Below are 25,685 nucleotides of genomic sequence, written 5' to 3'. Positions count from 1 at the left end.
GCGGACGGGGGCATACCGCGGCGCGCCGAGAGTAGCCCAAGCCGGCCACAGCTTCCTGCGCCGGCGGCTGGGTTAGGCTGGGTGTCCCCCATGCAGCCCGACGGCCACGCCATGCCCGTATCCCGCTCCGCCATTCGCCTCGCTCCGCTGGTGCTCGCGCTGGCGCTGCCCGCCATCTCCTTCGCCCAGGCCCAGGACGACTTCGCGCGCTGCCTCGCCGGGCTGGCGCCCAAGGCGCTGCAGGCGCGCGTGCAGGCCGACACCTACCAGCGCTACACGCGCGACCTGGTGGCCGACACCACGGTGATCGACTCGCTCAACCGCCAGCCGGAGTTCGTCATTCCGGTGTGGGATTACCTCTCGGCCCTGGTCGACCAGGAGCGCGTGGACGACGGCAAAGCGCGCCTGCAGCAATGGTCGGAAGTGCTCGCGCGTGCGCAGCAGACCTACGGCGTAGATCCCGCCACCGTGGTGGCCGTATGGGGCGTGGAGAGCAACTACGGCCAGCAGTTCGGCCAGAAGCCGCTGCTGCAGTCGCTGGCCACGCTGTCGTGCATGGGTCGGCGGCAGGAGTATTTCCGCGGCGAGTTCTTCGCGGCGCTGCGCATCGTGCAGAGCGGCGATATCGGCGCGGACGAGTTCAAGGGTTCCTGGGCCGGCGCATTCGGGCATACGCAGTTCATGCCGTCCACCTTCGAGCGCGTGGCGGTGGATTTCGACGGCGACGGCCATCGCGACCTGATCGCCAGCGTGCCGGATGCGCTGGGTTCCACCGCGCATTACCTGCAGATGTCGCACTGGCAGGCCGGCCAGCCGTGGGGCTACGAGGTTAAGCTGCCGGCGAACTTCGACAGCAAGATCAACGGGCGCACGGCCAAGCGGCCGCTCGGCTACTGGAGCGCGCAGGGCGTGCGCCTGGTCGATGGCTCGTCCCTGCCCGGCGGCGACGAGCCGGCGGGTCTGGTGCTGCCGGCGGGTGCGCAGGGTCCCGCGTTCCTGACCTTGCGCAACTTCGATGCGATCTACGCATACAACGCGTCGATCAACTACACCCTGGCCATTGCCCTGCTGTCGGACCGCCTGCGCGGCAAGCCCGGCATGGTGGCGTCCTGGCCCACCGACGATCCCGGCACCTCGCGCGCGGAACGGCGCGAGATCCAGCAGCTGCTGATCAACCGCGGCTACGACATCGGCACCGTCGACGGCATGGTCGGCGACAAGACGCGGCAGGCGATCCAGGAAGAGCAGCGCAAACGCGGACTGCCGGTGGACGACGGGCGCCCGGGGCAGCGCATTCTCAAGGCGCTGCGCCAGTCGCCCTGACCCGTAGGTTGGGGTGAGCCGCAGGCGAACCCCAACCTACGATCAGCCCATGCCTTCGTAATAGCCGCGCATGGCTTCGAGGTACGCATCCAGATCGCGCCCCGGCTGGGGCGCGAAGCGCTCGCCGGTGGTGCGGCAGTCGGCGATGCGGTCGGGGCGGAAGTTGCGGAAGCCCTCGCGCAGGCGGCACCAGGTGCCCAGGGTCCACTTGCCGCCCCAGAAAGCCAGGCACAGCGGCTCGACTTCGCGCGTGCTGGTGCGGCCGGCTTCGTCGGCGTAGTCCAGGCACAGCACCTGGCTGTCGCTGATGGCGCTGTTGAGGCGGTCGATCATGGCGGCGAAGGCGACACGCCCCGCGTCGCGCCAGATCGGCGCATAGATGCGCGTGCGCGCCGCCCGCTCGCGCAGCTCCGGCGGCAGCACCGCTTCGATCTTCAGCAGCGCCGCCTGTGCCCCGGCGGCCAGCTTCTCGCCCGCGAAGGCGCGCACGAAGCGCGTGCCGACCACCAGCGATTCGAGTTCTTCGGCGGTGAACATCAGCGGCGGGATGTCCGAGCCCTTGCGCAGCACGTAGCCGACGCCGGCCTCGCCTTCGATCGGTACGCCCGACAATTGCAGGTCGGCCACGTCGCGGTAGACGGTGCGCAGCGAGACGCCGAGCGTGTCGGCCAGATGCCGCGCCGGCAGCGCGGTGCGGCGCCCGCGCAGGGCGTGGATGATGAGGAACAGGCGGTCGGCGCGGCGCATCCGTGCATGATCGCCGAGCCGCGCGGCGGCGGCCAGCGCCGGATGTCACGGCGCGGCGCGTCCATGACAGGTGCGTCCATAGCAGCGGGGGCCGCCGCTGCGCTCACAGGTGCCGGGTCTCCGCCGGCGTTTCCATCCAGTTGTTGTGGCGGCCGTCGAAGTAGCGCACCGGCGCTTCGGCCAGCTCAGCCGGCTCGACGTCGTCGAGGCTGGCAAGATTGACCGAGACGAACGCGCCGCCGATTTCCTCGACATAGCCGCGGCCGAACGGCTTCACGCCGCAATGCCTGCAGAACAGGTGCTGGCAGCTGTGGGTGTTGAACTGGTAGCTGGCCAGTTCGTCCTCGCCTGCCGTCAGGCGGAATGCCTCCGGCTTCACCGTCACGCCCCAGAAGCGCTGTTTCCAGCAGATCGAGCAATTGCACTTGCCGGTGCCGGTCGACAAGTCGATGTCGGCTTCGTAGCGCACGCGGCCACAGTGGCAGCTGCCGTGATAGGTCCTGGTCATCGGGCGTTTCCTCGAATGGCATGCCACGCGGCGGCGGCGATGGCCAAGGTCGCGGCAAGGCCGCTGGCCGGTTGCGGTTTGCGCCTGGCCGGCTTGGGCGACGGACGGTATTGCCCGTCCAGCGACAGGCCGCTGAGGAACAGCGGCCGGTAAGCCATCAGTGCGCGGTTGATCGGATCGGGAGAATGCATGGCGATAAGCCTCAGACGGTGACCGCGCGCTCGCCCGCATACCAGGGCGGCGGCGTGGCGTGCTTGAACAGGCGGTACCAGTGTTCGCGGTCGCTGCCGCTGTAGAGATCCAGCGTGCGGATCACCTCGCGCGCCAGCTCCACGCTGCCCAGGCTGCTGGCGGTGATGAAGCCGCCGTCGCTGACGGCCAGCGCATCGGGGTCGTACTTCCCGGAACCGTCATAGACAGCCCCGTAGCCGCCGACGAAGCCGGTGAGATTGCCGGTGTGGCGGCTGCGCGCCATCAGGCCGTGCCGCGCCAGCGCCAGCACCGCGCTGCTGATCGCCGCGACGGTGCCGCCGGCGGCGTGCACGCGTTCGGCCGCCTCCACGGCTTCCTGCCCTTCGCCGCGCTGCCACAGGTGGCCGCCGGGAAGAATCAGCAACGCCGCGCGGGACAGGTCGATCCGGTCCAGGGTCAGCTCGGGCGTGACGCACAGTCCGCCCATCGAAGTGACCGGCCGGGCCGAGAAGCCCACCGTCACGATGCGCCAGTCGCCGGGACGGCGGATCTCGCACAGGGCGAGCGCGGCTTCCCAGTCGGCATAGCCGTCGAAAGCCAGGAAATACACGGTGTCACGCATTTCAGTTCCCTCCTGATCGATGCCTGGCCGGAGCGCCGCGCGGGGATGGCGGGCTGCGGATAACGAGGACCTTCCTGGTCATGACGAATGAAGGCGGCGCGCCACGACATCGCGCCGCCTCACCCGCCCGCCGCCCGGCCCATGCCGGCGGCGGGGGAGCGGGTTTCAGGTCACTGCCGGGACCATAGGCCCACCCGGTTGCCCTCGCTGTCCCGGAATTGCGCGAATGCGCCCTTGCCTTCCGGCAGTTCCGTGCGCGGCACGATCACCGCGCCGCCGGCCGCTTCCACCTTGGCCAGGGTCTGCGCCACGTCGGCCACGCTCAGGTACACCGTGCTGCCGTGCATGGACGGCTCGCATTCGTCCAGGCGCATCAGCGCGCCGGTGACGTGCTGGTCGGCGTCGTAGGGGAACACCGCCAGCTCCATGCCGCCGAACAGTTCGCTGCGCAGCGCGGTGCCCAGCGAGGCGTCGTAGAAGCGGATGGCGCGGTCCATCTGGCGGACCGGGATTTCGAACCAGTTGGTGACGACGGGGTTGAGCATGGCCTTGTTCCTTGTGGGGTCTCGATGCGTGGAGCGAAGTCTGGGGACCCCCTGCTGCCAACGTGTTGTCAGCAGGCCGCTGCGGCCGGCGGTGATGGAACGGTGAAAGCACCGGGTCGTTTTCCGGCTGGCGCGGTTCAGCAACTGCCCGGACAATGCGCGTTCCCTTTCGTTACGGACCCGCCATGAAGCCCGTTTCGCTCATCCAGTTCCTGATCGAGGAACGCCGCGCCGGCCGCATCAACGCCGAACTGTCCCTGCTGATCGAAGTGGTCGCCCGCGCCTGCAAGCGCATCTCGGTGGCCACCGGCAAGGGCGCCCTGGGCGGCGTGCTGGGCAATGCCGGCAGCGACAACGTGCAGGGCGAGGCGCAGAAGAAGCTGGACGTGATCTCCAACGAGATCCTGCTCGAAGCCAACGCCTGGGGCGGCCAGCTCGCCGCCTGCGCCTCGGAAGAGATGGAAGACCCGCAGCCGATCCCCGACATGTACCCCAAGGGCAACCACCTGCTGCTGTTCGATCCGCTGGATGGTTCGTCGAACATCGACATCAACGTGTCGGTCGGCACGATCTTCTCGATCCTGCGCTGCCCCGACGGCATCAGCGAACCCGCCGCCGAGCACTTCCAGCAGCCCGGCACCGAGCAGCTGGCCGCCGGCTACGTGGTCTACGGCCCGGCCACGCTGATGGTGCTGACCTTCGGCCACGGCACCCACGAGTTCACCCTGGACCGCGAGGTGGGCAGCTTTACCCTGAGCCGCCGCGACATCCGCATCCCGGAAGAGACCGCGGAGTTCGCCGTCAACATGTCCAACCAGCGCCATTGGGAAGCGCCGATGCAGCGCTACGTCGGCGAGCTGCTGGCCGGCAAGGAAGGCCCGCGCGCGAAGGACTTCAACATGCGCTGGGTGGCCTCGATGGTGGCCGACGTGCACCGCATCGTGACCCGCGGCGGCGTGTTCTTCTATCCGCTGGACGCCAGGAACAAGGCCAAGGGCGGCAAGCTGCGCCTGATGTACGAGGCCAACCCGATGGCCTTCATCGTCGAGCAGGCCGGCGGCGCGGCCACCACCGGGCGCGAGCGCATCATGGAGCTGCAGCCCACCGGCCTGCACCAGCGCGTGCCGGTGTTCCTCGGCTCGAAGAAAGAGATCGAGCTGGCCACGCACTACCATCGCGAAGCCGACGGCGCGCAAGGCTGAGGCGTCACGTCAGCGGGCCGTCGCGCGACGGCCCGCCTCGCAAGGAAGGGGATATGCCGGGCGATTTCATCGAGGTCTTCCACGGCGCGCTGGCGCCGGAACACTGCGCCGCGCTGATCGAGCGCTTCGAGCACAGCGGCGACGCGGTGCCGGGCCAGGTCGGCGGCGGCGTGTATCCGGAGCTCAAGCTGAGCCACGACATCACCATCAGCGGCCAGCCGCAGTGGCGCGATGCGGAAACGGCCTTGAACCTGGCCATGCTCGAAGGCCTGGTGGCCTATCTGCGGCGTTATCCGTACACGCTGATCGCGCCGCTGATGCTGCAGGTGCCGGACCCCGCCACCGGTGAGCGCCGCCGCCTGGGCGAAGCGGACGTGGCGGCCATGGACGACGCCGCGCTCGGCGCCCTGGCGCGGCAGGTGTTCGTGCCCGGCTCGATCAACCTGCAGCGCTACCGCGCCGGCAGCGGCGGCTATCCGTACTGGCATTGCGAGCTGTTTCCGCGCGATGCCACCGCGCAGACCCTGCACCGCCACCTGCTGTGGACGATCTACCTCAACGACGGCTTCGCCGAAGGCGAGACCGAGTTCCTGCACCAGCAGCGCAAGGTGGCGCCGCGCACCGGCAGCCTGCTGCTGGCGCCGGCCGCGTTCACCCATACCCATCGCGGCAACCGGCCGCGCGGCGGCGACAAGTACATCGCCACCAGCTGGGTGCTGTTCCAGCGCGCCGAAAAGCTATACGGCGGCTGAGCCGTCCCGGGCGGCGCCGCAGCCGCGCCGCGCGCCGCCCCGATCCGGCCTTACACTCGCCCGCCATCCGACCACTCGCTGCCGATTCCATGCGCCGCCCCGCCCGCTTCGCCCTGCTGCTGTCCGCTCTCGCCCTCACCGCCTGCATCGGTGGCAAACCCAAGCCCACGCCAGCCCCGCCGCCCGCGGTGGTGCTGCCCAAGCTGCGCATCGGCCTGGCCTTGGGCGGCGGTGCGGCCAAGGGTTTTGCGCATATCGGCGTGATCAAGATGCTGGAAGCCAATGGCATCCATCCGGACGTGGTGGCCGGCACCAGCGCCGGCAGCGTGGTCGGTGCGCTGTACGCCAGCGGCATGGATCCGTTCCAGCTGCAGGAGCAGGCCTTCAACCTGGACGAGGCCAAGATCCGCGACATGCAGTTCTTCTCGCGCGGCCTGGTGCAGGGCCAGAAGCTGCAGGACTACGTCAACCAGCTGGTCGGCAACCGTCCGATCGAGAAGCTCAAGCTGCCGTTCGCCGCCGTCTCCACCCAGCTGGAGGAAGGCCGCCGCACCGTGTTCGTGCGCGGCAATACGGGGCAGGCGGTGCGCGCGTCCAGCAGCATCCCCGGCGTGTTCGAGCCGGTGGAGATCAGCGGCAAGCATTACGTGGACGGCGGCGTGGTCAGCCCGGTGCCGGTGGACGCCACGCGCCAGCTCGGCGCGGACGTGGTGATCGCGGTGGATATCTCCAGCAAGGCCGACGGTTCCAATCCGCAGGGCATGCTCGGCGTGGTCGGCCAGTCGATCAGCATCATGGGCCAGAAGCTCGGCGAGCAGGAGCTGGCGCGCGCCGACGTGGTGATCCGGCCCAAGGTCAATCAGATCGGCGCCACCGATTTCGAGCAGAAGAACCAGGCCATCCTGGAAGGCGAACGCGCCGCGATGGCGGCCATGCCGGCGATCAAGGCGAAGCTCGCCACGCTCGAAGCGGCACGCAAGGCGCCCGCCGCGCCGGTGGTGGCGACGCACTGAGCCGGTGCCGTTCGCGGAGAGAGGGCCACGGATTGTAACCAGCACGCCGGGACGCCGGCAGAGCCGGTAGCTGGGTAGTCCGGGCCGGGTTGGGCTGCTAGCTTGCGTGGCTTCCCCCCGCCCCGCCGAGAATCCCATGCGCCACGCGCTCCGTTGGCTTCCCACCGCCCTCGCCCTGGCGGTCTCGCCGCTGGCGTTCGCCGATCAGGCGGGCGTCGATCCGCGCATCGAGCACGTGCTGGCCGAGCTGGGCAGGACGCGGCCGATCCAGATGGTGCAGCTCTCGCCCGACGGCCAGCGCCTGGCCTGGGTGGTGCGCAGCAAGGGCAAGCCGATGGTGGAAGTGGCCAAGGCCGACGGCAGCGATGCGCATGCGGTCACGTCGATCCAGCCGGGCAGCTGCAGCCAGACCGATATCGCCTGGGCGCCGGATTCGCGGCACCTGGCGTTCCTGGCCGATTGCGGCAACAGCGACAAGCACAAGGATCTGTTTGTCGCCGACGCCGGCGACCCGAAGGGCCTGAAGAAACTGTCGGTGCTCAAGGGCCCGGCGCAGGATCTGAGCTGGGCGCCGGACGGCAAGGCGCTGGGCTTTCTCTACGTTGAAAACGGCACGCGCCGCGCCAGCGCGCTGGAAGCGGCCAAGCCGGCCGAGGGCGAGATCGGCGTGGACGGCGTCGAGGTGCAGCGCGTCGCCATGGTGGCCGCCGAAGGCGGCACGCCGCGCCTGCTCACGCCCGCCGGCAGCCATGTGTACGAATTCTCCTGGTCGCCGGATGCGCAGCGCATCGCCTTCGTCGCCGCGCCGCCGCCGGGCGACAACAACTGGTGGATCGCCAAGCTGCTGGTGCAGGACGCGCAGCCCGGCGCCGCCGCCCGCGCGGCGGTGGACCCGGCCGCCACGCGCGGCAGCCTGCACGGCCTGCAGCTGGCCCTGCCCACCTGGTCGCCGGATGGCCAGCGCATCGCCTTTATCGGCGGCCTGATGAGCGACCAGGGCGCCACCGGCGGCGACATCTACAGCGTGGCGGCCGGCGGCGGCGAACCCGTCAATCTCACGCCCGGCATTCACGTCACGCCGGTGTGGCTGGCGTGGAAGGACGCGGCGCACATGCTGGTCAGCCAGGTCGCCGGCGGACAGAGCCAGGTGGCGGACTACACGGTGACCGCTACCGCCGCGACGCAGGAGCGCGTGCTGTTCACCCTGCCCGCCACGATTACCGATGGCAGCGCGGCGATGGCGCTCTCGCTGTCCAAAGACCAGGCCCGCCTCGCCTTCGTGCAGCATTCGTTCGACGCCGCGCCGGAAGTCCACGCCGGCCCGCTCGGGCAGACGCCGCCGCCTGCCGTCACGCACATCAATGCCGACAACAAGCCGACCTGGGGCAAGGCCGAGTCGGTGGAATGGGAGCACGACGGCCGCCGCATGCAGGGCTGGCTGATCTATCCGGCCGGCTACGACCCGGCCAGGACCTATCCCATGGTGGTGAACGTCCACGGCGGTCCGGCCAGCGCGCTGATCTCGCACTGGCCGCGCGTCGGCTACGGCGGCATCCCGTTCGGCGCGCTGGGCTATTTCGTGTTCCTGCCCAATCCGCGCGGCAGCTACGGTCAGGGCGAGGCCTTCGTGCAGGCCAACCGCAAGGACTTCGGCTATGGCGACCTCAGCGACACCCTGGCCGGCATCGACGCCATCGAAAAGCGCCTTCCGGTGGACGACCGGCGCCTGGGCCTGACCGGCTGGAGCTACGGCGGCTTCATGAGCATGTTCGCCCCCACTCAGACCCAGCGCTTCAAGGCGGTGGTGGCCGGCGCCGGCATCGGCAACTGGCAGAGCTATTACGGCCAGAATCTGATCGACCAGTGGATGCCGCCGTACTTCGGCGCCACCGTGTACGACGACCCGGCGGTGTACGCGAAGAGCTCGGCGGTCAACTACATCAAGAAGATCACCGCCCCCACCCTGGTGGTGGTCGGCGACCGCGACGCCGAATGCCCCGCCGCGCAGTCGCTGGAGTTCTGGCACGCCTTGCGTGCGCAGGGTGTGGCCACTTCATTGGTGATCTATCCGAATGAAGGGCATCACTTCGTGGATCCGGAGCATCAGCGCGATGTGCTGCAGCGGGCCTTGCTGTGGTTCCAGAAGTATCTGCCGGCGGCGCCGTGAGGGTGGGGATGGGTGTGGGAATCTATTCACCAATCTATGCAATCGCGCACACAAGCCATTGATATAAAAGATATATCGAACGAAGAATCTATTCAGCGATCTATTCAGTGGTGCGGAGTGAACCCCTTCCGAAGCTAGGATTTGTCTTAATTTGCATCTTAAGTAGTTTTAAAGGCGTTTCTGGCACTCATATGCACTATTATGCATATAATTTCTTAGCCGATACCCTTAAATCTGCGCTAGACTGCTGATTAACGGCATAGAGGCCTTTAATAAGCAGAGTACTGCACGATGTCGACGAACATCGAAGCACCAACGGAGACGGTTCTGGCCGAACTCGGTCAACGCCTCCGCGATCAACGCATCCGCTTGGGATACAGCCAGGAGGACCTCGCCAGGATGGCGAATGTCTCGACACGCTCCATCCATCATCTGGAAACCGGCGGATCGTCGACCACGGCGACGCTGGTGAAAGTGCTCAGGGCCATGGGCATCACCGACGACCTGAAAGCCATCGCCCCGCTTCCTTCCGTCAGCCCCATGGCTGCCTTGCGCCAGGGCAGGCGCGCCCAGCGCGTGAGTGTCCCTCGCAAGAAGAAATAGGACGCCCGAGCCATGGCCATGTTCAACCATGTGGACGCCATCGAAGTACGCATCTGGAACAAGCTCGTCGGCGCCGTAAGCCCTGATCACCGCCATGGCGCCTACGCTTTTGAGTACGCGCCAGCATGGATAAAGCGCGGCGTGGAACTGGCGCCGCTCACCATGCCGCTCGCGGAGGCACGCCAGCCGTTTCTCTTTCCGCATCTTCGCGAGGACACTTACAAGCGCCTGCCAGGCCTGCTGGCGGACGCCCTGCCGGACGACTTCGGCTCAGCCCTCATCGATGCCTATATGGCCACGCGCGGCGTCGACAGGAACCAGATCACTTCCCTCGATCGCCTGGCCTACATGGGCAGGCGCGGCATGGGCGCCCTCGAGTTCCATCCAGCCCGAGGGATCACCCGCGACCGCTCGGGCCCGCTGCAGATGGCGGAGCTGGTGCGCGTAGCCCGCGATGTCCTCCACGGCGATCTGACTGACGACACCCACTCCAAAGAAGCGCTGGCCAGCATCATTCGCGTCGGCACCTCCGCCGGCGGCGCACGCGCCAAGGCCGTGGTGGCATTCAATCCCGAGACCAGGGAACTCCGCAGCGGCCAGTTCCATACCGCTACCGGCTTCGAACACTGGCTCATCAAATTCGACGGCCTGGGTGAAGACACCGAGCTTGGCCAATCGCAGGCGCATGGCCGCATCGAGTATGCGTACTACCTGATGGCAACCGCCGCCGGCATCACCATGTCCGAATGCCGCCTGCTGCATGAAAACGGCCGCCGCCACTTCATGACCAAACGTTTCGATCGGGACGGCAATTCCAAGCATCACATGCAGACGCTGTGTGGACTCGACCACATCGACTACAAGATGCGCGACACAAACAGTTACGAGCAGCTGTTCCTGGCCATGAATCGCCTAGGCCTGGACCTCGAGGCAAGGCAGCAGGCGTTCCGACGAATGGTCTTCAACTGGCTCGCCTGGAACTGCGACGATCACAGCAAGAACCACTCCTTCCTGCTGCGTGAGGAAGGCGCGTGGGAGCTGTCGCCCGCTTATGACATCACGTTCGCCCATAACCCGGACGGCTATTGGACCAGGCACCACCTCATGTCCGTCGCGGGGAAATTCGACGGCGCCGACCGCGCCGATTTCATGAAGGTCGCTGACGTGTTCCAGATTGCTGATGCAAGCGCCATCATGAAGGACGTACAGCAAGCGGTGGCTCAGTGGACTGACTTCGCTCGCCAGGCGGATGTGCCGCCGAAGGAAACCGGGCACATCGCCAGCTACCTGCTGGCCTGATCGCTCGATCGGGGATCTAGAACAATTGCCCCTGACGCGATGGCGCGCGTGGTGGCACGAAACGCGAAACATCGAGCTGCAGTTCCCACGCCCGCCCGAAACGATGTTTCCGGCAAGCCACCTCGAAGCGCCTGCGCAACAGATCGGCGAACACGCCCTGCCCGCGCATCCGCGTGGCGAAGTCGCTGTCGTAGTCGCGGCCGCCGTTCATCTGCTGCACCAGGCTCATCACGTGTTCGGCGCGCTGCGGTGCGTGCAGGGCCAGCCATTCGCGGAACAGCGTCTTCAACTCATGCGGCAGGCGCAGCACGGTGTAGCCGGCGCTGTTCGCGCCTGCGTCGGCGGCTTGTTCCAGCACCGCTTCCATGTCGCGGTCGTTGAGCGCGGGAATGATCGGCGCCACCAGCACGCCGACCGGAACACCCGCCTCGGCCAGCGTGCGCACCGCCTTGATCCGCCGGTGCGGAGCGCTGGCCCGCGGTTCCAGTCTGGAAGCGAGCTGGTTATCCAGCGAATTGATCGAGATGAAGATCTGCACCAGCCCATCGCGCGCCATGGGGGCGAGCAGATCCAGGTCGCGCTCGATCATCGCGTTCTTGGTGACGATGGTGAACGGATGCCGGCATTCGGCCAGCACCTCGAGTGCGGCACGCGTCAGCCGCCGGTGCTTCTCGATCGGTTGATAGACGTCGGTGTTGCTGCCGATATTGATCGGCCTGGGCACGTAACCGGGCTTGGCCAGTTCCGCGCGCAGCACCTCGGCGAAGTTGCTCTTGGCGCGCAGCCTGGTTTCGAAATCCAGCCCCGGCGACAGATTCAGATAGCTGTGCGACGGCCGCGCGAAGCAGTACACGCAGCCGTGCTCGCAGCCACGGTAGGGATTCATCGCCCGGTCGAAACCGATGTCCGGCGAATCGTTGCGGGTAATCACGCTGCGCGCGTGTTCTTCCGTCACCACGGTCTGCGGGCGCGGCTGATCCTCGACCAGCAGGGCGTGCTGCCAGCCGTCGTCCTCGGCGTGGCGCCGGATGGTTTCGAAGCGCCCCTGCGGATTGGACGCGGCGCCACGGCCCTTGAGCGCGCGCAGCCAAGGATCGGTCGGCACGGGGTCGGAGGGGACGGGATCGGAAGGCGCGGCCATCCGCACAGTGTGCGCCGCGCGCGTCTCGCCCGGCGCGACACATGCCCCGCTAGAACAGCTCGCCGAACAGCTCGCCCTGCGGCGACGGCGGCCGGGGCGGGACGAAGCGGCTGGCATCCGTTGGCGGCAGCCGGCCGAAGCCCAGCCGGGCATAAGCCTTGGCAAAACGCTGCTGGATGAGCTGGGCGAACGGCCCCTCGCCGCGCATGCGCCGGCCGAAGGCGCTGTCGTAATCCTTGCCGCCATGCATCTGGCGCATCAGGCTCATCACGTGCGCGGCGCGCTCCGGGTAATGCAGTTCCAGCCATTCGCGCCAGATCGTCTTCAGCTCGTGCGGCAGGCGCAGCAGCACGAAGCCGGCGGCCTGCGCGCCATGCTCCCTGGCGGCTTCCAGGATCGCTTCCATTTCGCGGTCGGTGATCATCGGGATCACCGGCGCCACCATCACGCCCACCGGCACACCGGCCTCATGCAGGGCCTTCATCGCGCGCAGCCGGGCATGCGGCGCGCTGGCGCGCGGTTCCATGCGCGAGGCCAGGCGGTTGTCCAGGGTGGTGACCGAGAAGTACACGTTCACCAGGCGCTCGCGCGCCATCGCGGCGAGCAGGTCGATGTCGCGTTCGATCAGCGCGTTCTTGGTGATGAAGCCGACGGGATGCCTCGTCTCCGCGAAGATCTCCAGGCACTGCCGCGTGATGCGGTACTTGCGTTCGATCGGCTGGTAGGCGTCGGTATTGATGCCCAGCGCGATGGACGAACAGCGGTAGCCGGGCTTGGCCAGTTCCTTGCGCAGCAGTTCGGCGGCGTTGGTCTTGGCGAACAGCTTGGTTTCGAAGTCCAGGCCGGGCGAGAGATCCAGATAGGCGTGGGTGGGCCGCGCGAAGCAGTACACGCAGCCATGCTCGCAGCCCTTGTACGGATTGACCGACTGCGAGAAGCCCACGTCCGGCGAATCGTTGCGGCTGATGATGCTGCGCGCGATGTCCTCGCGCACTTCGGTAGGCAGGCGGGGCGCTTCGTCCTGCTCCTGGTACCAGCCGTCGTCTTCCGCGGTGTAGATGCGCTTGTCGAAGCGGCTGACCGTGCGGGACGACGAACCCCGGCCCTTGATGATGCGGGCGGGTTTGGCGAGCTCGGACATGCCGCACAGGCTACGCCGGAGTCGTCGCAGCGGCTGAGATTCAGCCGCCGGACGCATGGTTCATGGCGCGCCGGAAAGCTGGGTATCGAGCGCCTCGGCCATGGTCGCCAGCGGATAGTTGTGCTCGAGCTGGCGCTGCATTTCGTCGAAGACCGGGGTGGAGATGGTCCAGCCCAGCGGGATCGGATACTCGCCGGGGCACAGCCGGAAATGCCACAGCATGTCGCCCTGCGCCGGGTCGGCCGGGTTCGGATGCAGGCTTTCCAGCAGCCGCGCCCGCGCGTACTCGCCGCGGGCGGTGCGCGTGTCGAGCAGGGCCAGCAATGGCGCCGTGGCTTCGCCGCTGGGTGCGCTGCCCTTGCCGCCGGCTACCTGGACGCCCGAGCAGGCGGTGGTGTACAGCGGCAGCGGATGCGCCGGGTCGTGGCGGTCGACGAAATCGTCCATCTGCGGATCGTTGCTGATGTGCAGCACGATGAAGCGCAGCTCCTGCCCGCGCGCCCTGGCCAGCTCGTGCAGGCGGTGCATCACTTCGCTCAGCGTCACCGCGCCGGAGTTTTCGAAATAGCCGCCATCGACCAGCTGCAGGCGCGACGGCACCGGCGGGGTCACGCCGGCAGGCGGCGCGGTTTCCAGCGTGCCGGCCGGGCTGACGTAGGTGAAGCGCGCGCTGTCGAGCACGGCTTCGCTCAGCGGCACGCGCGGATCCAGCCAGGCGGAGCCGTCGAAGGCGGCGGTCCACGGCTGCACCTGCGGCGTCGCCATCGGCCGGAACGGATGCTGGATAAAGCGCCGCCCCTCGGCCACGGTGGTGCTGTTGAGGAACAGCGCCGGCGTGCCGATGTCCGGACGGCCGTCGGCGGTGCTGTAGAGCGCGGCGAACGGCTGGGCGAACGCCTCCACGCCCTGCTTGCGGCCGGCGTGCTCCCAGGCGCGGGTGAGCGCGCGGGAGCGGTCGTCGAACCAGGCGCCCGGCAGCCAGCGCTGGGTGAAATCGACGAACAGCATGTTGGCCAGGGTCGGGGCGAGGAAATCGTGGTCGAGCAAGCTGCGCGCACGGGTTTCCATGGTGTCCGGGCGGACGCCGGCGGGCTGGCGCAGCAAGGCCGTGTAGGTGGCCAGGCCCAGGCTGCCGCCGGAGACGCCGCTGCCGGCGAACAGGTAGCGCGCCAGCAGCGGCTCGCCCTGCTGCGGATGCCGCGCATCCACCATCGCGGTGAGGCGCGCCAGCACCAGCGCCGTCCACGCCGCGCCGCGGATGCCGCCGCCCTCGGCGGCGGCCACCACCACCGGACAGGACTTGCGGTTGGCGCAGCGCTGGTCGAGCCAGGCGTTGGCGTAGTCGTCGAAGCTCGGGCGGTGGTCCGCCGGTGCGGTTTCGGGATGGCTATGCGTGCTCATGCCGGGGTATTGGCGCACGCGGTGGTTGTCGTTCAGATGCAGCACGTGCAGCAGCGCGCTGAGCGCCAGCAGTCCGGTGAGCAGCGGGAAGCCGCGGCGGTCGGCCAGCATGCAGGCCCAGCCGCCGTTCAAGGCGAGGAAGGCCGCGGCGATCAGCAGGATCGCCAGCGGGCCGATGCCGTCCAGCAGCTCGGGCCGGAACGCGATCAGCACGGTGGCGGCGATATTGGCCAGGATCGACAGCACATACACGCGGCGCGCGGCGCGGCCCAGCATGCCGACGCGCTCGACGCGTTCTTCCTGCGAGGGCAGCGCGCAGACCTTCGCCAGCTTCGGCAGCGCATTGAGCAGGCGGCGGCGCGTCATGAAGAACACGATCAGTCCCAGCGAAACCAGCAGCAGGCCGGCCGCGCGCCACATGCGTCCTTCGCAGTCCTGGGTCATGCCGCAGGGCCCATGCGGCACCCGCACCAGAGCCAGCACGTAGCCCAGCAGCACCAGCAGCGGGATCGACGCGCCCATGATGCGCGGCAGCCAGTTGCGGATGCCGGCGCCGCGGCGGTCCTGCAGCGCGGGCCAGCGCAGATAGATGAGCCGGTAGGCGTTGCGCGCGCCGTACCACACGGCCAGGCCGGCCAGCGCGCTGCTGGCCAGCAGGGCCAGGTAGCGGCCGATGCTGGGGTCGATCCACACCGCGATCAGGAACAGCTCCGCCGCCTGGTCCACGCTGGTCGCCACCACCACTGCGAAGGCGAGGATGCACAGCGACACCCGCAAGGGCTTGAGGTGATCGAGCAGCAAGGCGACCTTGCCGCCGGCGCCGTCGAACAGGCGCTGCAGCCACCCTGCGCGCCGCACATCGGTGGACTTCGCTTCCATGGGCCGTCACCGTGGTGGGATCGGGGCGATCTTACGACGCGTGCGCACGGGGATTGTGCGCGGCGCGGCAAAACCCCGGACCTTCGGCCGACTATGATCCGCGCCGGGGTCGGCGTAGCGTCGCAAGCGTCGCGCCGATCTTTTCGGCGATCTTTTCGGCGATCATTTTCTGGCAAGAACCGAGGTTCCCATGCGCTGGCTCCTGCTGATCGGCACCCTGCTCTCCCTGGCCCTGAGCTTCACCCGCCACAGCGGCGGCGCCATGGGGCTGTGGCTGCTGCTCGGCGTGGTGGGCGCGTTCGCCACCGCGCTGGCCTTCGCCCAGGCGCGCATCGACGCGCATTCGCGCGGCGACACCCTGTCCGAATACGACCTGCAGCGGCTGCGCGACGGCAAGTCGCCGTTCAATCACTGAAAAACGCCGACGCAAGAAAAAACGGCGGCCGCGATGGCCGCCGTTTTCGTGGGTGCCCGCGGATGGACTCAGGCGATGTCCACGTCCTTGGTTTCCTTCAGGAACAGCAGGCCGATAAAGAACGTGCCGATCGCCACGATGATCGGGTACCACAGCCCGTAGTAGATATCGCCCTTCCACGCCACCAGCATGAAGCCGATGGTGGGCACGAAGCCGCCGAACCAGCCGTTGCCGATGTGATACGGCAGGCTCATCGAGGTGTAGCGGATGCGCGTGGGGAACATCTCCACCAGCCAGGCGGCGATCGGGCCGTAGACCATGGTCACGTAGATCACCAGGATCGCCAGCAGGATCACCAGCATGGCGTTGTTGGTCTTGGCGGGGTCGGCCTTGTCCGGATAGCCGGCCGTCTTCAGCGCCTCGCCGACGGTGCCGACGAAGGCCTTGCTCTGCGCGGCGAACGCGGCGCCGTCGAGGCTGCCGCCCTCGAACGAGTCGATGGTGCGGTCGCCGATCTTTACCTGCGCGACCGCGCCGGCGGGCGCCGCTTCGTTGCGGTAGGGAATGCCCTTCTTCGCCAGCGAGGTCTTGGCCACGTCGCAGGAGCTGGTGAATTTGCTCTTGCCGACCGGATCGAACTGGAAGCTGCACGCATTCGGGTCCGCCACCACGGTGACCGGTGCACTGGCGGCGGCGGTCTCGATCGCGGGATTGCCGTAGTGGGTGAGGCCTTTGAAGATCGGGAAGTAGGTGAGCGCGGCGATCAGGCAGCCCGCCAGCACGATGCTCTTGCGGCCGATGCGGTCCGACAGCCAGCCGAAGAACACGAAGAACGGCGTGCCGATGATCAGCGCGCAGGCGATCAGCAGGTTCGCCGTGGCGCCGTCGATCTTCAGGCTCTGGGTGAGGAAGTACAGCGCGTAGAACTGGCCGGTGTACCACACCACCGCCTGGCCGGCGGTGGCGCCGAGCAGGGCGAGGATCACCACTTTGAGGTTCTTCCACTGGCCGAAGGCTTCGGTCAGCGGCGCCTTCGAATGCTTGCCCTCGGCCTTCATCTGCTGGAACACCGGCGATTCCTGCAGCTGCATGCGGATGTACACCGACACCGCCACCAGCACCGAGGAGATCAGGAACGGAATGCGCCAGCCCCAGTCCTCGAACACCTTGTCGCCCAGGCTCATGCGCGTGCCCAGGATCACCAGCAGCGACAGGAACAGGCCGAACGTGGCGGTGATCTGGATGAAGCTGGTGTACAGGCCGCGCTTGCCGTTCGGCGCATGCTCGGCCACATAGGTGGCCGCGCCGCCGTACTCGCCGCCCAGCGCCAGGCCCTGCAGCAGGCGCAGCGCGATCAGCAGCACCGGCGCGATGATGCCCACCGTGCCGTAGCTGGGCAGCACGCCGACCAGGAAGGTGGACAGGCCCATGATGATGATGGTGATCAGGAAGGTGTACTTGCGCCCCACCAGATCGCCCAGCCGCCCGAACACGATGGCGCCGAACGGACGCACCGCGAAGCCCGCGGCGAAGGCCAGCAGCGCGAAGATGAAGGCGCTGGTTTCGTTGAGGCCGGAGAAGAAGTGCTTGCCGATCAGCACGGCCAGCGAGCCGTACAGATAGAAGTCGTACCACTCGAAGACGGTGCCGAGGCTGGAGGCCAGGATCACCCTGCGGTGACCGGTGTCCTTCATCGCGGCGCCTGTTGCGGTCGTAGCCATGTTGCTCCCCATGCGGATGTAGTTGCCGGGCGGGCGGCGCACCCCCGTGCGCCGCCCGTGCGGATCAGAACTTGTAGAGCGCGTTCAGGCTGACCTGGTTGCCGTTGAGCTTTTTGCGGTCGGTGCCGTTGGTGGTGTAGTCGAGCTTGTCGTAGATCCACTCCGCGCCCAGTTCGTAGGCGCCGGCGGCGTACTGCAGGCTCAGCGCGGTCTGCCGGTTGCGCAGGCGCGCATTGGCGAACGGCGCCTTGCCGGCCCAGCGGATCACGTCCTTGTCGTCCGGATTGCTCTGCGCGTAGAACGCGTTGACGCTCCAGTTCTTGGTGAAGTTGTAGCCGACCTGCAGATAGCCGCCCTTGTCCTTGATATCGCCGAACTGCGAGAGGTCGCCGAACACCTGGCCGATGCCCTTGCCGGCATACACCAGGGCCTTGAGGTTCCACGGGCCGGGTTTCCAGTTGCCGCCGAGCTCCCACACCAGGCTGTCGATCTTGTCCTTGATCGGCGTAAGCACGGTGTCGCCCACGCCCTTGAGGTTGACCTGGCTGTAGTGCGCCACGAAGAAGGCCAGCCAGTCCTTGTCCTGCACGTGCAGGCGCGCCTCCACCTGCGGACGGAAACCGGCATTGCCCGCGGTGAGGTAGTTGAGGTTGTCGCCGGGTCCGTTCCAGTTGCCCTCGAACGCGCCCAGGTCCAGGCGCCATTTCGGACCGGAGGTGGAGCTGTGGTTCAACTCCTGCATCCACACCACGCCCGGGAAGCGCCAGCCGATCAGGCCGGTGCCGAAACCCAGCGGAAACGCGATGTGCGACAGCGAGGTGGAAACCATGTCCACCGGGAACAGCAGCTCCCACTGCTGGCCGATGCGCACGGTGCTGCCGGTTTCCGGATTGGTCAGGTCCATATAGGCCTGGCGCAGGCGCGGCACGGGCTGCTGCTCGCTGTAGGGGCCGGTGCCGTTGAAGCCGCCGAAGAAGTCCATTTCGATGCGGCCGCCGCCGGTCCAGTTGTCGGTGAACTTGGCGCCCTTGAAGTCGAGCCAGAAGCGCGTGTTGCGGATGTCCACGCCGCTGAGCGAACCGGATGAGGGCGCGGCGGCGGTCTTGGGAATCGGGTATTCGGCGTTCTGGCCGTTGCCGAACGAGAAGTTCTTGCTCTGGTTGAAGGCGCTGGCGCTGATGAAGCCGTGCAACGCCACGGATACACCCGGCGCGCTGCTGAAGGTTTCCTTCGGCGGCGGCGCGGCGGCCACTTTCTGCGCCACCGCGGTGGCCTCGGCGGCCTGCTGCTGCGCCTGGACCACCTGCTGCTGCTGTTGCTGCTGCTGGGTCTGTTGCTGGCGCAGCATGTCCTTCAGTTCCGCCAGCTCCTGTTCGAGCTGGGACACGCGCGATTCCAGCTGCTGCTCGCGCGTGGCGGTCTTCGGCTTGCTCTTGGCTTGCGGCTCGGCCTGCGCGGCGGCCGGCAGGGCCAGCGCGGCGGCGATGGCCAGCGCAACGGCGGCCCGATGGCCGCCTAGACGTGTAAACACCATGGTCGTGCCTCCCCAGGCTATGGCTCGAGCGAGCTTGGGGATGCTGCAATGCGGCCGCCTATTCCCCATTGGTCGAACCTCGACCAAAGTCGAACCGAGCCCGTCACGTGCGCGTTGCCGGCCTTTCGCTACACTCGCTGGACTCGCCGGCGGCAAAGGGTCTGCCGCGGCCTTCCACATCCCCGCGGGCGCGCGCGCCCGGCCAGCAGGAGCCCTCCATGAGCAAGGTGTACCCCGTCAAGCCCGAGTTCGCCGCCAAGGCCCGCGTCAGCCAGGAGGATTACCAGCGCCTCTACGAAGAATCGGTACGCGATCCGGAGGGCTTCTGGGGCCGCATCGGCGGGCGCCTGGAGTGGAACCGCCAGCCCAGCAAGATCAAGAACGTCTCCTACGATCCGAAGAACCTGCACATCCGCTGGTACGAGGACGGCGAGCTCAATGTCTCGGCCAACTGCCTGGACCGCCATCTGGCCACGCGCGGGGACAAGACCGCGATCATCTTCGAGGGCGACGACCCGAACGAATCGCGCCACATCACCTACCGCGAGCTGCACGCCGAAGTGTGCAAGTTCGCCAACACGCTGAAGAACCTGGGCGTGAGCAAGGGCGACCGCGTCGCCATCTACATGCCGATGATCCCCGAGGCCGCGGTGGCTATGCTGGCCTGCGCGCGCATCGGCGCGGTGCATTCGGTGGTGTTCGGCGGCTTCTCGCCCGACTCGCTGGCCGGCCGCATCGCCGACTCCACCGCCAAGGTGGTGGTGACCGCCGACGAAGGCGTGCGCGGCGGTAAGAAGATTCCACTGAAAGCGAATGTCGACGCGGCGCTGGAGCGCCCCGGCACCAACAGCGTGGAGACCGTGATCGTGGTGCGCCGTACCGGCAGCGCCGTGCCGATGCAGTCGCCGCGCGACCGCTACTACCACGTGCTGATGGACGGCCAGTCCACCGACTGCCCGCCGACGCCGGTGGAAGCGGAACACCCGCTGTTCATCCTGTACACCTCCGGTTCCACCGGCAAGCCCAAGGGCGTGCTGCATACCTCCGGCGGCTACCTGGTGTTCGCCAGCTATACGCACGAACTGGTGTTCGACCTGCGCGAGGACGACGTCTACTGGTGCACCGCCGACGTGGGCTGGGTCACCGGCCACAGCTACGTGGTGTACGGGCCGCTGGCCAACGGCGCCACCACCGTGATGTTCGACGGCGTGCCGAACTATCCGGACACCAGCCGCTTCTGGAACGTGGTGGACAAGCACAAGGTCACCCTGTTCTACACCGCGCCCACCGCGATCCGCGCGCTGATGCGCGAGGGCGAGGCGCCGGTGAAGAAGGCTTCGCGCGCCTCGCTGCGCCTGCTCGGCTCGGTCGGCGAGCCGATCAATCCGGAAGCCTGGGAGTGGTATTACCGCGTGGTCGGCGACGAGCGCTGCCCCATCGTCGACACCTGGTGGCAGACCGAGACCGGCGGCATCCTGATCACTCCGCTGGCCGGCGCCATCGACGCCAAGCCCGGTTCCGCCACCAAGCCGTTCTTCGGCATCAAGCCGGCCATCGTCGACGCCGGCGGTGCGGTGCTGGAAGGCGCCACCGAAGGCAACCTGGTGATCACCGATTCCTGGCCGGGCCAGATGCGCACCGTGTACGGCGACCACCAGCGCTTCGTGGAAACCTATTTCACCGCCTACCCCGGCAACTACTTCACCGGCGACGGCGTGCGCCGCGACGAGGACGGCTACTACTGGATCACCGGCCGCGTCGACGACGTGATCAACGTCAGCGGCCACCGCATCGGCACCGCCGAAGTGGAAAGCGCGCTGGTGGCCCACCCGAAGGTGGCCGAGGCGGCCGTGGTCGGCTGCCCGCACGAGATCAAGGGCCAGGGCATCTACGCCTACGTCACCCTGGTGGCCGGCGAGCAGGGCAGCGACGAGCTGCGCAAGGAGCTGGTGGCCTGGGTGCGCAAGGAGATCGGCCCGATCGCCACGCCGGACTACCTGCAGTGGGCGCCGGGCCTGCCCAAGACGCGCTCGGGCAAGATCATGCGCCGCATCCTGCGCAAGATCGGTGAGAACCAGCCCGACCAGCTCGGCGACATCTCCACCCTGGCCGACCCCAGCGTGGTGAAGAGCCTGGTGGAAGAACGCCTGATCAAATAAGGGAATAGAAAACAGGGAATAGAGAATTGGCCAAGACCCTTCGAGACCCTACCCCTATTCCCTATTCTCCATTCCCTGTTCCCATACCATGTCCGATGTCCTGATCGCCGACGATCACCCGCTGTTCCGCGACGCCCTGCAGCGCGCGGTGCTCGGCGCCCTGCCCGAGGCCAGCGTGCACTGCGCCGACAGCGTGCACAGCCTGCTGGCCCTGGTGGAGCAGTACCCGGAAGCGGAATTGCTGCTGCTGGACCTGCATATGCCCGGCGCACGCGGCTATTCCGCGCTGGCGCATATCCGCGGACAGTTTCCCGGCCTGCCGACCATCGTGGTGTCCGGCCATGAAGAGGCCCAGGTGGCGCGGCGCGCGCTGGCGCATGGGGCTTCCGCCTACATTCCGAAATCCAGCTCGGGCGAGCAGATCGTGCAGGCCATCCGCACCGTACTCGACGGCGACGTGTGGCTGCCGCATTCCCTGCTCGGCGACGCCAGCAGCGCGCTGAAAGACGACGAAGCCGAGATCGCCACGCGCGTGGCGTCGCTGACGCCGCAGCAGTTCCGCGTGCTGACCATGATCGCCGAGGGGCTGCTCAACAAGCAGATCGCCTACGACCTGGGCGTGTCCGAAGCGACGGTGAAGGCGCATATGACGGCGATCATGCGCAAGCTCGGGGTCAACAACCGCACCCAGGTGGCATTGGCGGCGAGCCAGCTCGCGGTGGAGCCGGGTTCGATGCAGCAGGCGCTGCCCGGCGACGAGGTCTAGTCTTTACGCGCTGACCTTGCGCACGCGCGCGCTGAGCAAGGCGCGCAAGGCCGCCGGACGCACCGGCTTGTGCAGCAAGGGATAGCCGAGCAGTCGCGCACGCTGTTTCAGTTCACTGCTGCCGTCGGCGGTAATCATCGCCACCGGCGGCAGGTCGCCCAGCGTGCCGCGCAGGTACTGCAGGGCCTGCAGGCCGTTCATGTCTTCGGCCAGATGGTAGTCGGCGAGAATCATGTCGATGCCGCCGCCGCGCAGCTGCTGTTCGGCCTGCTGCACGTCGAGCGCGACGCGGCAGTCCACGCCCCAGCGCGTGAGCAGGGCGCGCATGCCGTCGAGAATGGACGAGTCGTTGTCCAGGCACAGTACCGTCAGCGGCAGGCGCTCGACCGCCATGGCCGGCTGCGTGACGGTGCGGCGGCGCGGCGGCAGCGTATGCACGCGCGGCACGGCGACGGCGAAGCGGCTGCCGTGGTCAACGCGGGAGGAGAGCTCCAGGCGATGGTCGAGGATGTGGGCGATGCGGTCGCAGATCGACAGGCCCAGTCCCAGGCCTTTCTCGCCCCACGGCGAGGGACGGTCCAGCCGCTGGAACTCGTCGAAGATGCGCGCACGCTGTTCCTCGGCGATGCCAGGGCCCGTATCCCACACCTCGATGCGAACTTCGCCGCCGGTGCGCCGCGCGCCGAGCAGCACGCCGCCGCTGCGGGTGTAGCGCAGCGCATTGGAAATGAAGTTCTGCAGGATGCGGCGCAGCAGCTGGGGATCGCTGCGCACGGCCAGCCGCGTCGGCACGATGCGCAGCTGCAGGCCGCGCTGTTCCGCGATCACCGCGAACTGCGCCTTCAGCGAATCGAACAGATCGGCCAGGGCGAAGCTGCCGACGTCGGGGCGATAGCTGCCGGCATCCAGGCGCGACGTGTCGAGCAAAGCATCGAGCAGATCTTCGGCGGAGCGGAACGAGGCGTCGATGCGCTCGGCGAGCTGCGCGGCATCCTGATCGAGGCCCGGATGCTGGCGCAGCGCCGAGGTGAACAGCCGCGCGGCGTTCAGCGGCTGCAGCAGGTCGTGGCTGGCGGCGGCGAGGAAACGGGTCTTGGAAGCGTTGGCCGCTTCCGCCTCGCGGCGCGCGAGCGCGGTAGCGGCCAGCGCTTCGCTCAGTTCCGCGGTGCGCTGGCCGACGCGCTGCTCCAGCGTTTCGTTGACGTCGATCAACGCCTGCTCGGCCTGCTTGTAGGCGGTGACGTCCGTATAGGTGGTGACGTAGCCGCCGCCTGGCAACGCTCGGCCGCGCATCTCGATCACGGTGCCGTCGGAGCGCACGCGCTGGAACAGATGCGGTATGCCGGCGCGCATGTAAGCGATGCGCTTGGTCACGTGTTCCTCGACTTCGCCCGGGCCCAGCTCGCCGTGCTCGGCGTTCCAGCGGATCAGGTCCGCCACCGGCACGCCGACGTAGACCATGCCGTCGGGATAGTCGAACAGCTCCAGGTAGCGCCGGTTCCATGCCACCAGCCGCATGCCCGCGTCGACCACGCTGATGCCCTGCGATACGTTTTCCAAGGTGGTGGAGAGCAGCTCGCGGTTGAAGCGCAGTTCCTGCGAGGCTTCGTCCATCAAGGCCATGGCTTCGGCGATGTCCAGGCCGGAGCCGGACAGCGCGCCCATCAGGATGCGACGCGCGCTGGCCGCGCCGACCGCCGCCGCGAGCAGACGCTCGGTGTACTGGATCAGCGCGCGATCGGCCGATTCGCTCGGCGCCAGCGGACGGCCGCGGCGTTCGCCGTATTCCTCGAACGCGCGCTGGCTGCTGCGTTCGCCGACGATACGTTCGGCGATGGTGCGCAGGTCCGCCACCGCTACACGGCCGCGCCAGTCGCCGACGCTGCCGCGGTCCACCGCATAGGGTTCGATAAACATCGCCGCGTGCAGGCGCTCCTCCAGGCTGGGGCGGAAGCGCAGCGAGATAAACACCAGGCAGCCTACGTTGGCCAGCAGCGACCAGAACGTGCCGTGCATCACCGGGTCCCAGCCGTTGAGATGAAACAGCGCCTGCGGCTGCAGCCAGCTGAGGCCCAGCGGGCCTTGCTGCAGCCAGCTTGCATTGGGATTGGTGGCCGGAATCAGCAAGGTGTAGATCCACACGCCGAAGCCGGCGAGCAGACCGGTCGCCACGCCGCGGCGGCTGGCGCCGCGCCAATACAGCGCCGACACGATCGCCGGCGCGAACTGCGCGACCGCGGCGAAGGCCAGCAGGCCGGTCGCCGCCAGATTCGCGGCATCCGCCGCCACGCGGTAATACAGGTACGCCATGCAGGCGAGTCCGACGATGGCGATGCGCCGCACCAGCAGCACGAGCTGGGACAGGTCGCTGCGCTGCTCCAGCTGCAACCGGCGGATACGCAGCAGCGCCGGCATCACCAGGTCGTTGCTGATCATGGTCGACAGCGCGACCGACGAGACGATCACCATGCCGGTGGCCGCGGAGAAGCCGCCGATAAAGGCGAGCAGCGCCATGCCGCGGTCGCCGTGGGCCAGCGGCAGGTTCAGCACCCAGGCGTCGGCGATGCCGTGGCTCACCATCGGCAGGCGCAGGCCGGCGGCGACGATGGGGATCACCGCCACGCTGACGATCAGCATGTAGAGCGGGAACATCCAGCGTGCCCGATAGAGATCGTTCGGGTCTTCGCACTCCACCACGCCGATCTGGAACTGGCGCGGCAGGCAGAACATGGCGCAGAAGGCCAGCAAGGTCTGCGCGAGAAAGCCGGGCGAGATGCCGTCGGCGAACTGCTGTACCGGAAGCGCGACGGTGGCTTCGAGTCCCGGTCCGCGCCACAGCGCGTAGACCGCCAGCGCGGCGAAGGCGGCTAGTTTGATCAGCGATTCCAGCGCGATGGCCAGCATCATGCCGTGATGGTGTTCGGTGGCGTCGATGGTGCGCGTGCCGAACAGGATGGCGAAGGTGGCCAGCAGGATCGCGCACCATAGGGCACTGTCCCCGAACTGCGAGGCGCCGCCGCCGAGCGCGGCGTACGACATCGACACCGCTTTGAACTGCAGGGCCAGGTAGGGAACGATGGCGATCACCGCGATCAACGCTACCGTCGCGGCCAGCGCGTGCGACTTGCCGAAACGCGCGCCGATGAAGTCGGCGATCGAAGTGATGTTGCGCTGGCGCGCGATGAGCGCAAGCCGGCGCATCAGGCCGAAGCCGCACACGAACAGCAGCGCCGGGCCCAGGTAAATGGGCAGATAGCCCAGCCCTTCGCGCGCCGCCGTACCGACGGCGCCATAGAACGTCCACGACGAGCAGTAGACCGCGAGGGCCAGGCTGTAGACGATCGGGCGCAGCTTCGGCTGGCGCGGATACAGCGGCCGGCGATCGCCGGCATAAGCCACCACGAACAGCAGGCCCACATAGAGCAGCGACGCAAGCAGCAGCAGCCAGCCGGCGATCAAGGACAGTTCTCCCGTCAAAGGCCTTTACGCGCGTTCGCTGCGCCTGCAAGCGGGCGGCCAGGAGCCGGTGGCCGCTTGTTCGATCCGTGCCCGGCC

At 67.9% G+C, this 25,685-nt stretch carries 20 protein-coding genes and 1 pseudogene; 10 read left to right on the top strand and 11 right to left on the bottom strand.

Annotated elements, in window-relative coordinates:
- Positions 1-150 precede the first annotated feature (150 nt).
- Positions 151-1,320, top strand: a pseudogene (locus tag ISN75_RS22535) (lytic murein transglycosylase); the annotation flags it as partial.
- 45 nt (positions 1,321-1,365) lie between these two features.
- Here ISN75_RS22535 and ISN75_RS22530 read toward each other — a convergent pair.
- The 5 genes from ISN75_RS22530 to ISN75_RS22510 all read right to left on the bottom strand — a co-directional run bounded on the left by ISN75_RS22530 (position 1,366) and on the right by ISN75_RS22510 (position 3,937).
- Positions 1,366-2,070: a helix-turn-helix transcriptional regulator gene (locus tag ISN75_RS22530; RefSeq protein ID WP_167252842.1), complete on the bottom strand. Its 705-nt coding sequence runs from the start codon at positions 2,068-2,070 to the stop codon at positions 1,366-1,368.
- A gap of 103 nt (positions 2,071-2,173) precedes the next feature.
- Entirely contained in the window at positions 2,174-2,578 is a 405-nt protein-coding gene (locus ISN75_RS22525) for a GFA family protein (RefSeq protein ID WP_168648840.1), read from the bottom strand.
- Positions 2,575-2,769 (bottom strand): hypothetical protein, encoded by a 195-nt coding sequence (locus ISN75_RS22520; RefSeq protein WP_167252844.1) that lies wholly within the window; start codon positions 2,767-2,769, stop codon positions 2,575-2,577. The genes ISN75_RS22525 and ISN75_RS22520 overlap by 4 nt, the downstream gene beginning before the upstream one ends.
- Positions 2,770-2,780: 11 nt before the next feature.
- Positions 2,781-3,392, bottom strand: a complete 612-nt coding sequence (locus tag ISN75_RS22515; protein WP_167252845.1) for a DJ-1/PfpI family protein — start codon at positions 3,390-3,392, stop codon at positions 2,781-2,783.
- A 170-nt stretch (positions 3,393-3,562) separates the two neighbouring features.
- On the bottom strand, positions 3,563-3,937 hold the full coding sequence (locus ISN75_RS22510) for a VOC family protein (protein ID WP_167252846.1): 375 nt from the start codon (positions 3,935-3,937) through the stop codon (positions 3,563-3,565).
- A gap of 185 nt (positions 3,938-4,122) precedes the next feature.
- Between ISN75_RS22510 and ISN75_RS22505 the strand changes: the two genes are divergently transcribed.
- The 6 genes from ISN75_RS22505 (at position 4,123) to ISN75_RS22480 (ending at position 10,973) form a co-directional block, all read left to right on the top strand.
- Complete coding sequence (locus ISN75_RS22505; protein ID WP_167252847.1) at positions 4,123-5,139, top strand: class 1 fructose-bisphosphatase; 1,017 nt, start codon at positions 4,123-4,125, stop codon at positions 5,137-5,139.
- 53 nt (positions 5,140-5,192) lie between these two features.
- Positions 5,193-5,891, top strand: coding sequence for a 2OG-Fe(II) oxygenase (locus tag ISN75_RS22500; protein ID WP_168648839.1), 699 nt, complete (start codon positions 5,193-5,195; stop codon positions 5,889-5,891).
- 89 nt (positions 5,892-5,980) lie between these two features.
- Positions 5,981-6,904, top strand: coding sequence for a patatin-like phospholipase family protein (locus ISN75_RS22495; RefSeq protein ID WP_167252849.1), 924 nt, complete (start codon positions 5,981-5,983; stop codon positions 6,902-6,904).
- 136 nt (positions 6,905-7,040) lie between these two features.
- Positions 7,041-9,071, top strand: a complete 2,031-nt coding sequence (locus ISN75_RS22490) for a S9 family peptidase (protein ID WP_168648838.1) — start codon at positions 7,041-7,043, stop codon at positions 9,069-9,071.
- 291 nt (positions 9,072-9,362) lie between these two features.
- Positions 9,363-9,674: a helix-turn-helix domain-containing protein gene (locus ISN75_RS22485; protein ID WP_168648837.1), complete on the top strand. Its 312-nt coding sequence runs from the start codon at positions 9,363-9,365 to the stop codon at positions 9,672-9,674.
- A 12-nt stretch (positions 9,675-9,686) separates the two neighbouring features.
- On the top strand, positions 9,687-10,973 hold the full coding sequence (locus ISN75_RS22480; protein WP_208399624.1) for a type II toxin-antitoxin system HipA family toxin: 1,287 nt from the start codon (positions 9,687-9,689) through the stop codon (positions 10,971-10,973).
- A gap of 16 nt (positions 10,974-10,989) precedes the next feature.
- Here ISN75_RS22480 and ISN75_RS22475 read toward each other — a convergent pair whose 3' ends face one another.
- Genes ISN75_RS22475 through ISN75_RS22465 form a run of 3 tightly spaced genes read right to left on the bottom strand, consistent with a single transcriptional unit; the run spans position 10,990 to position 15,535 of the window.
- Complete coding sequence (locus tag ISN75_RS22475; protein WP_343820409.1) at positions 10,990-12,114, bottom strand: PA0069 family radical SAM protein; 1,125 nt, start codon at positions 12,112-12,114, stop codon at positions 10,990-10,992.
- 49 nt (positions 12,115-12,163) lie between these two features.
- The gene (locus tag ISN75_RS22470; RefSeq protein WP_168648835.1) at positions 12,164-13,255 is read right to left on the bottom strand and encodes a PA0069 family radical SAM protein; all 1,092 of its coding nucleotides are present in this window, start codon (positions 13,253-13,255) and stop codon (positions 12,164-12,166) included.
- Positions 13,256-13,315: 60 nt separating this feature from the next.
- Positions 13,316-15,535 (bottom strand): hypothetical protein, encoded by a 2,220-nt coding sequence (locus ISN75_RS22465; protein WP_168648834.1) that lies wholly within the window; start codon positions 15,533-15,535, stop codon positions 13,316-13,318.
- A 190-nt stretch (positions 15,536-15,725) separates the two neighbouring features.
- Between ISN75_RS22465 and ISN75_RS22460 the strand changes: the two genes are divergently transcribed.
- The gene (locus ISN75_RS22460; protein WP_167252855.1) at positions 15,726-15,950 is read left to right on the top strand and encodes a hypothetical protein; all 225 of its coding nucleotides are present in this window, start codon (positions 15,726-15,728) and stop codon (positions 15,948-15,950) included.
- 68 nt (positions 15,951-16,018) lie between these two features.
- On the opposite strand, the gene ISN75_RS22455 is transcribed toward ISN75_RS22460, so the two are convergent.
- Complete coding sequence (locus ISN75_RS22455) at positions 16,019-17,671, bottom strand: MFS transporter (RefSeq protein ID WP_168648833.1); 1,653 nt, start codon at positions 17,669-17,671, stop codon at positions 16,019-16,021.
- A gap of 64 nt (positions 17,672-17,735) precedes the next feature.
- Positions 17,736-19,205: a porin gene (locus tag ISN75_RS22450; protein ID WP_167252857.1), complete on the bottom strand. Its 1,470-nt coding sequence runs from the start codon at positions 19,203-19,205 to the stop codon at positions 17,736-17,738.
- A 218-nt stretch (positions 19,206-19,423) separates the two neighbouring features.
- On the opposite strand from ISN75_RS22450, the gene acs reads away from it, so the two are divergent.
- Together acs and ISN75_RS22440 are read left to right on the top strand one after the other, a co-directional pair.
- The gene (gene acs / locus ISN75_RS22445; protein ID WP_167252858.1) at positions 19,424-21,364 is read left to right on the top strand and encodes an acetate--CoA ligase; all 1,941 of its coding nucleotides are present in this window, start codon (positions 19,424-19,426) and stop codon (positions 21,362-21,364) included.
- A gap of 88 nt (positions 21,365-21,452) precedes the next feature.
- Positions 21,453-22,130, top strand: a complete 678-nt coding sequence (locus ISN75_RS22440; protein WP_167252859.1) for a response regulator transcription factor — start codon at positions 21,453-21,455, stop codon at positions 22,128-22,130.
- Between the two features lie 3 nt (positions 22,131-22,133).
- On the opposite strand, the gene ISN75_RS22435 is transcribed toward ISN75_RS22440, so the two are convergent.
- Entirely contained in the window at positions 22,134-25,589 is a 3,456-nt protein-coding gene (locus tag ISN75_RS22435; RefSeq protein ID WP_210427817.1) for a hybrid sensor histidine kinase/response regulator, read from the bottom strand.
- Positions 25,590-25,685: the final 96 nt, after the last annotated feature.

Source organism: Dyella marensis (assembly GCF_049532885.1).
Taxonomy (GTDB): Bacteria; Pseudomonadota; Gammaproteobacteria; order Xanthomonadales; family Rhodanobacteraceae; genus Dyella_D; species Dyella_D marensis.
The sequence above is the reverse complement of the archived record's forward strand: the minus strand, read 5'-3'. Positions and strand labels throughout refer to the sequence as shown.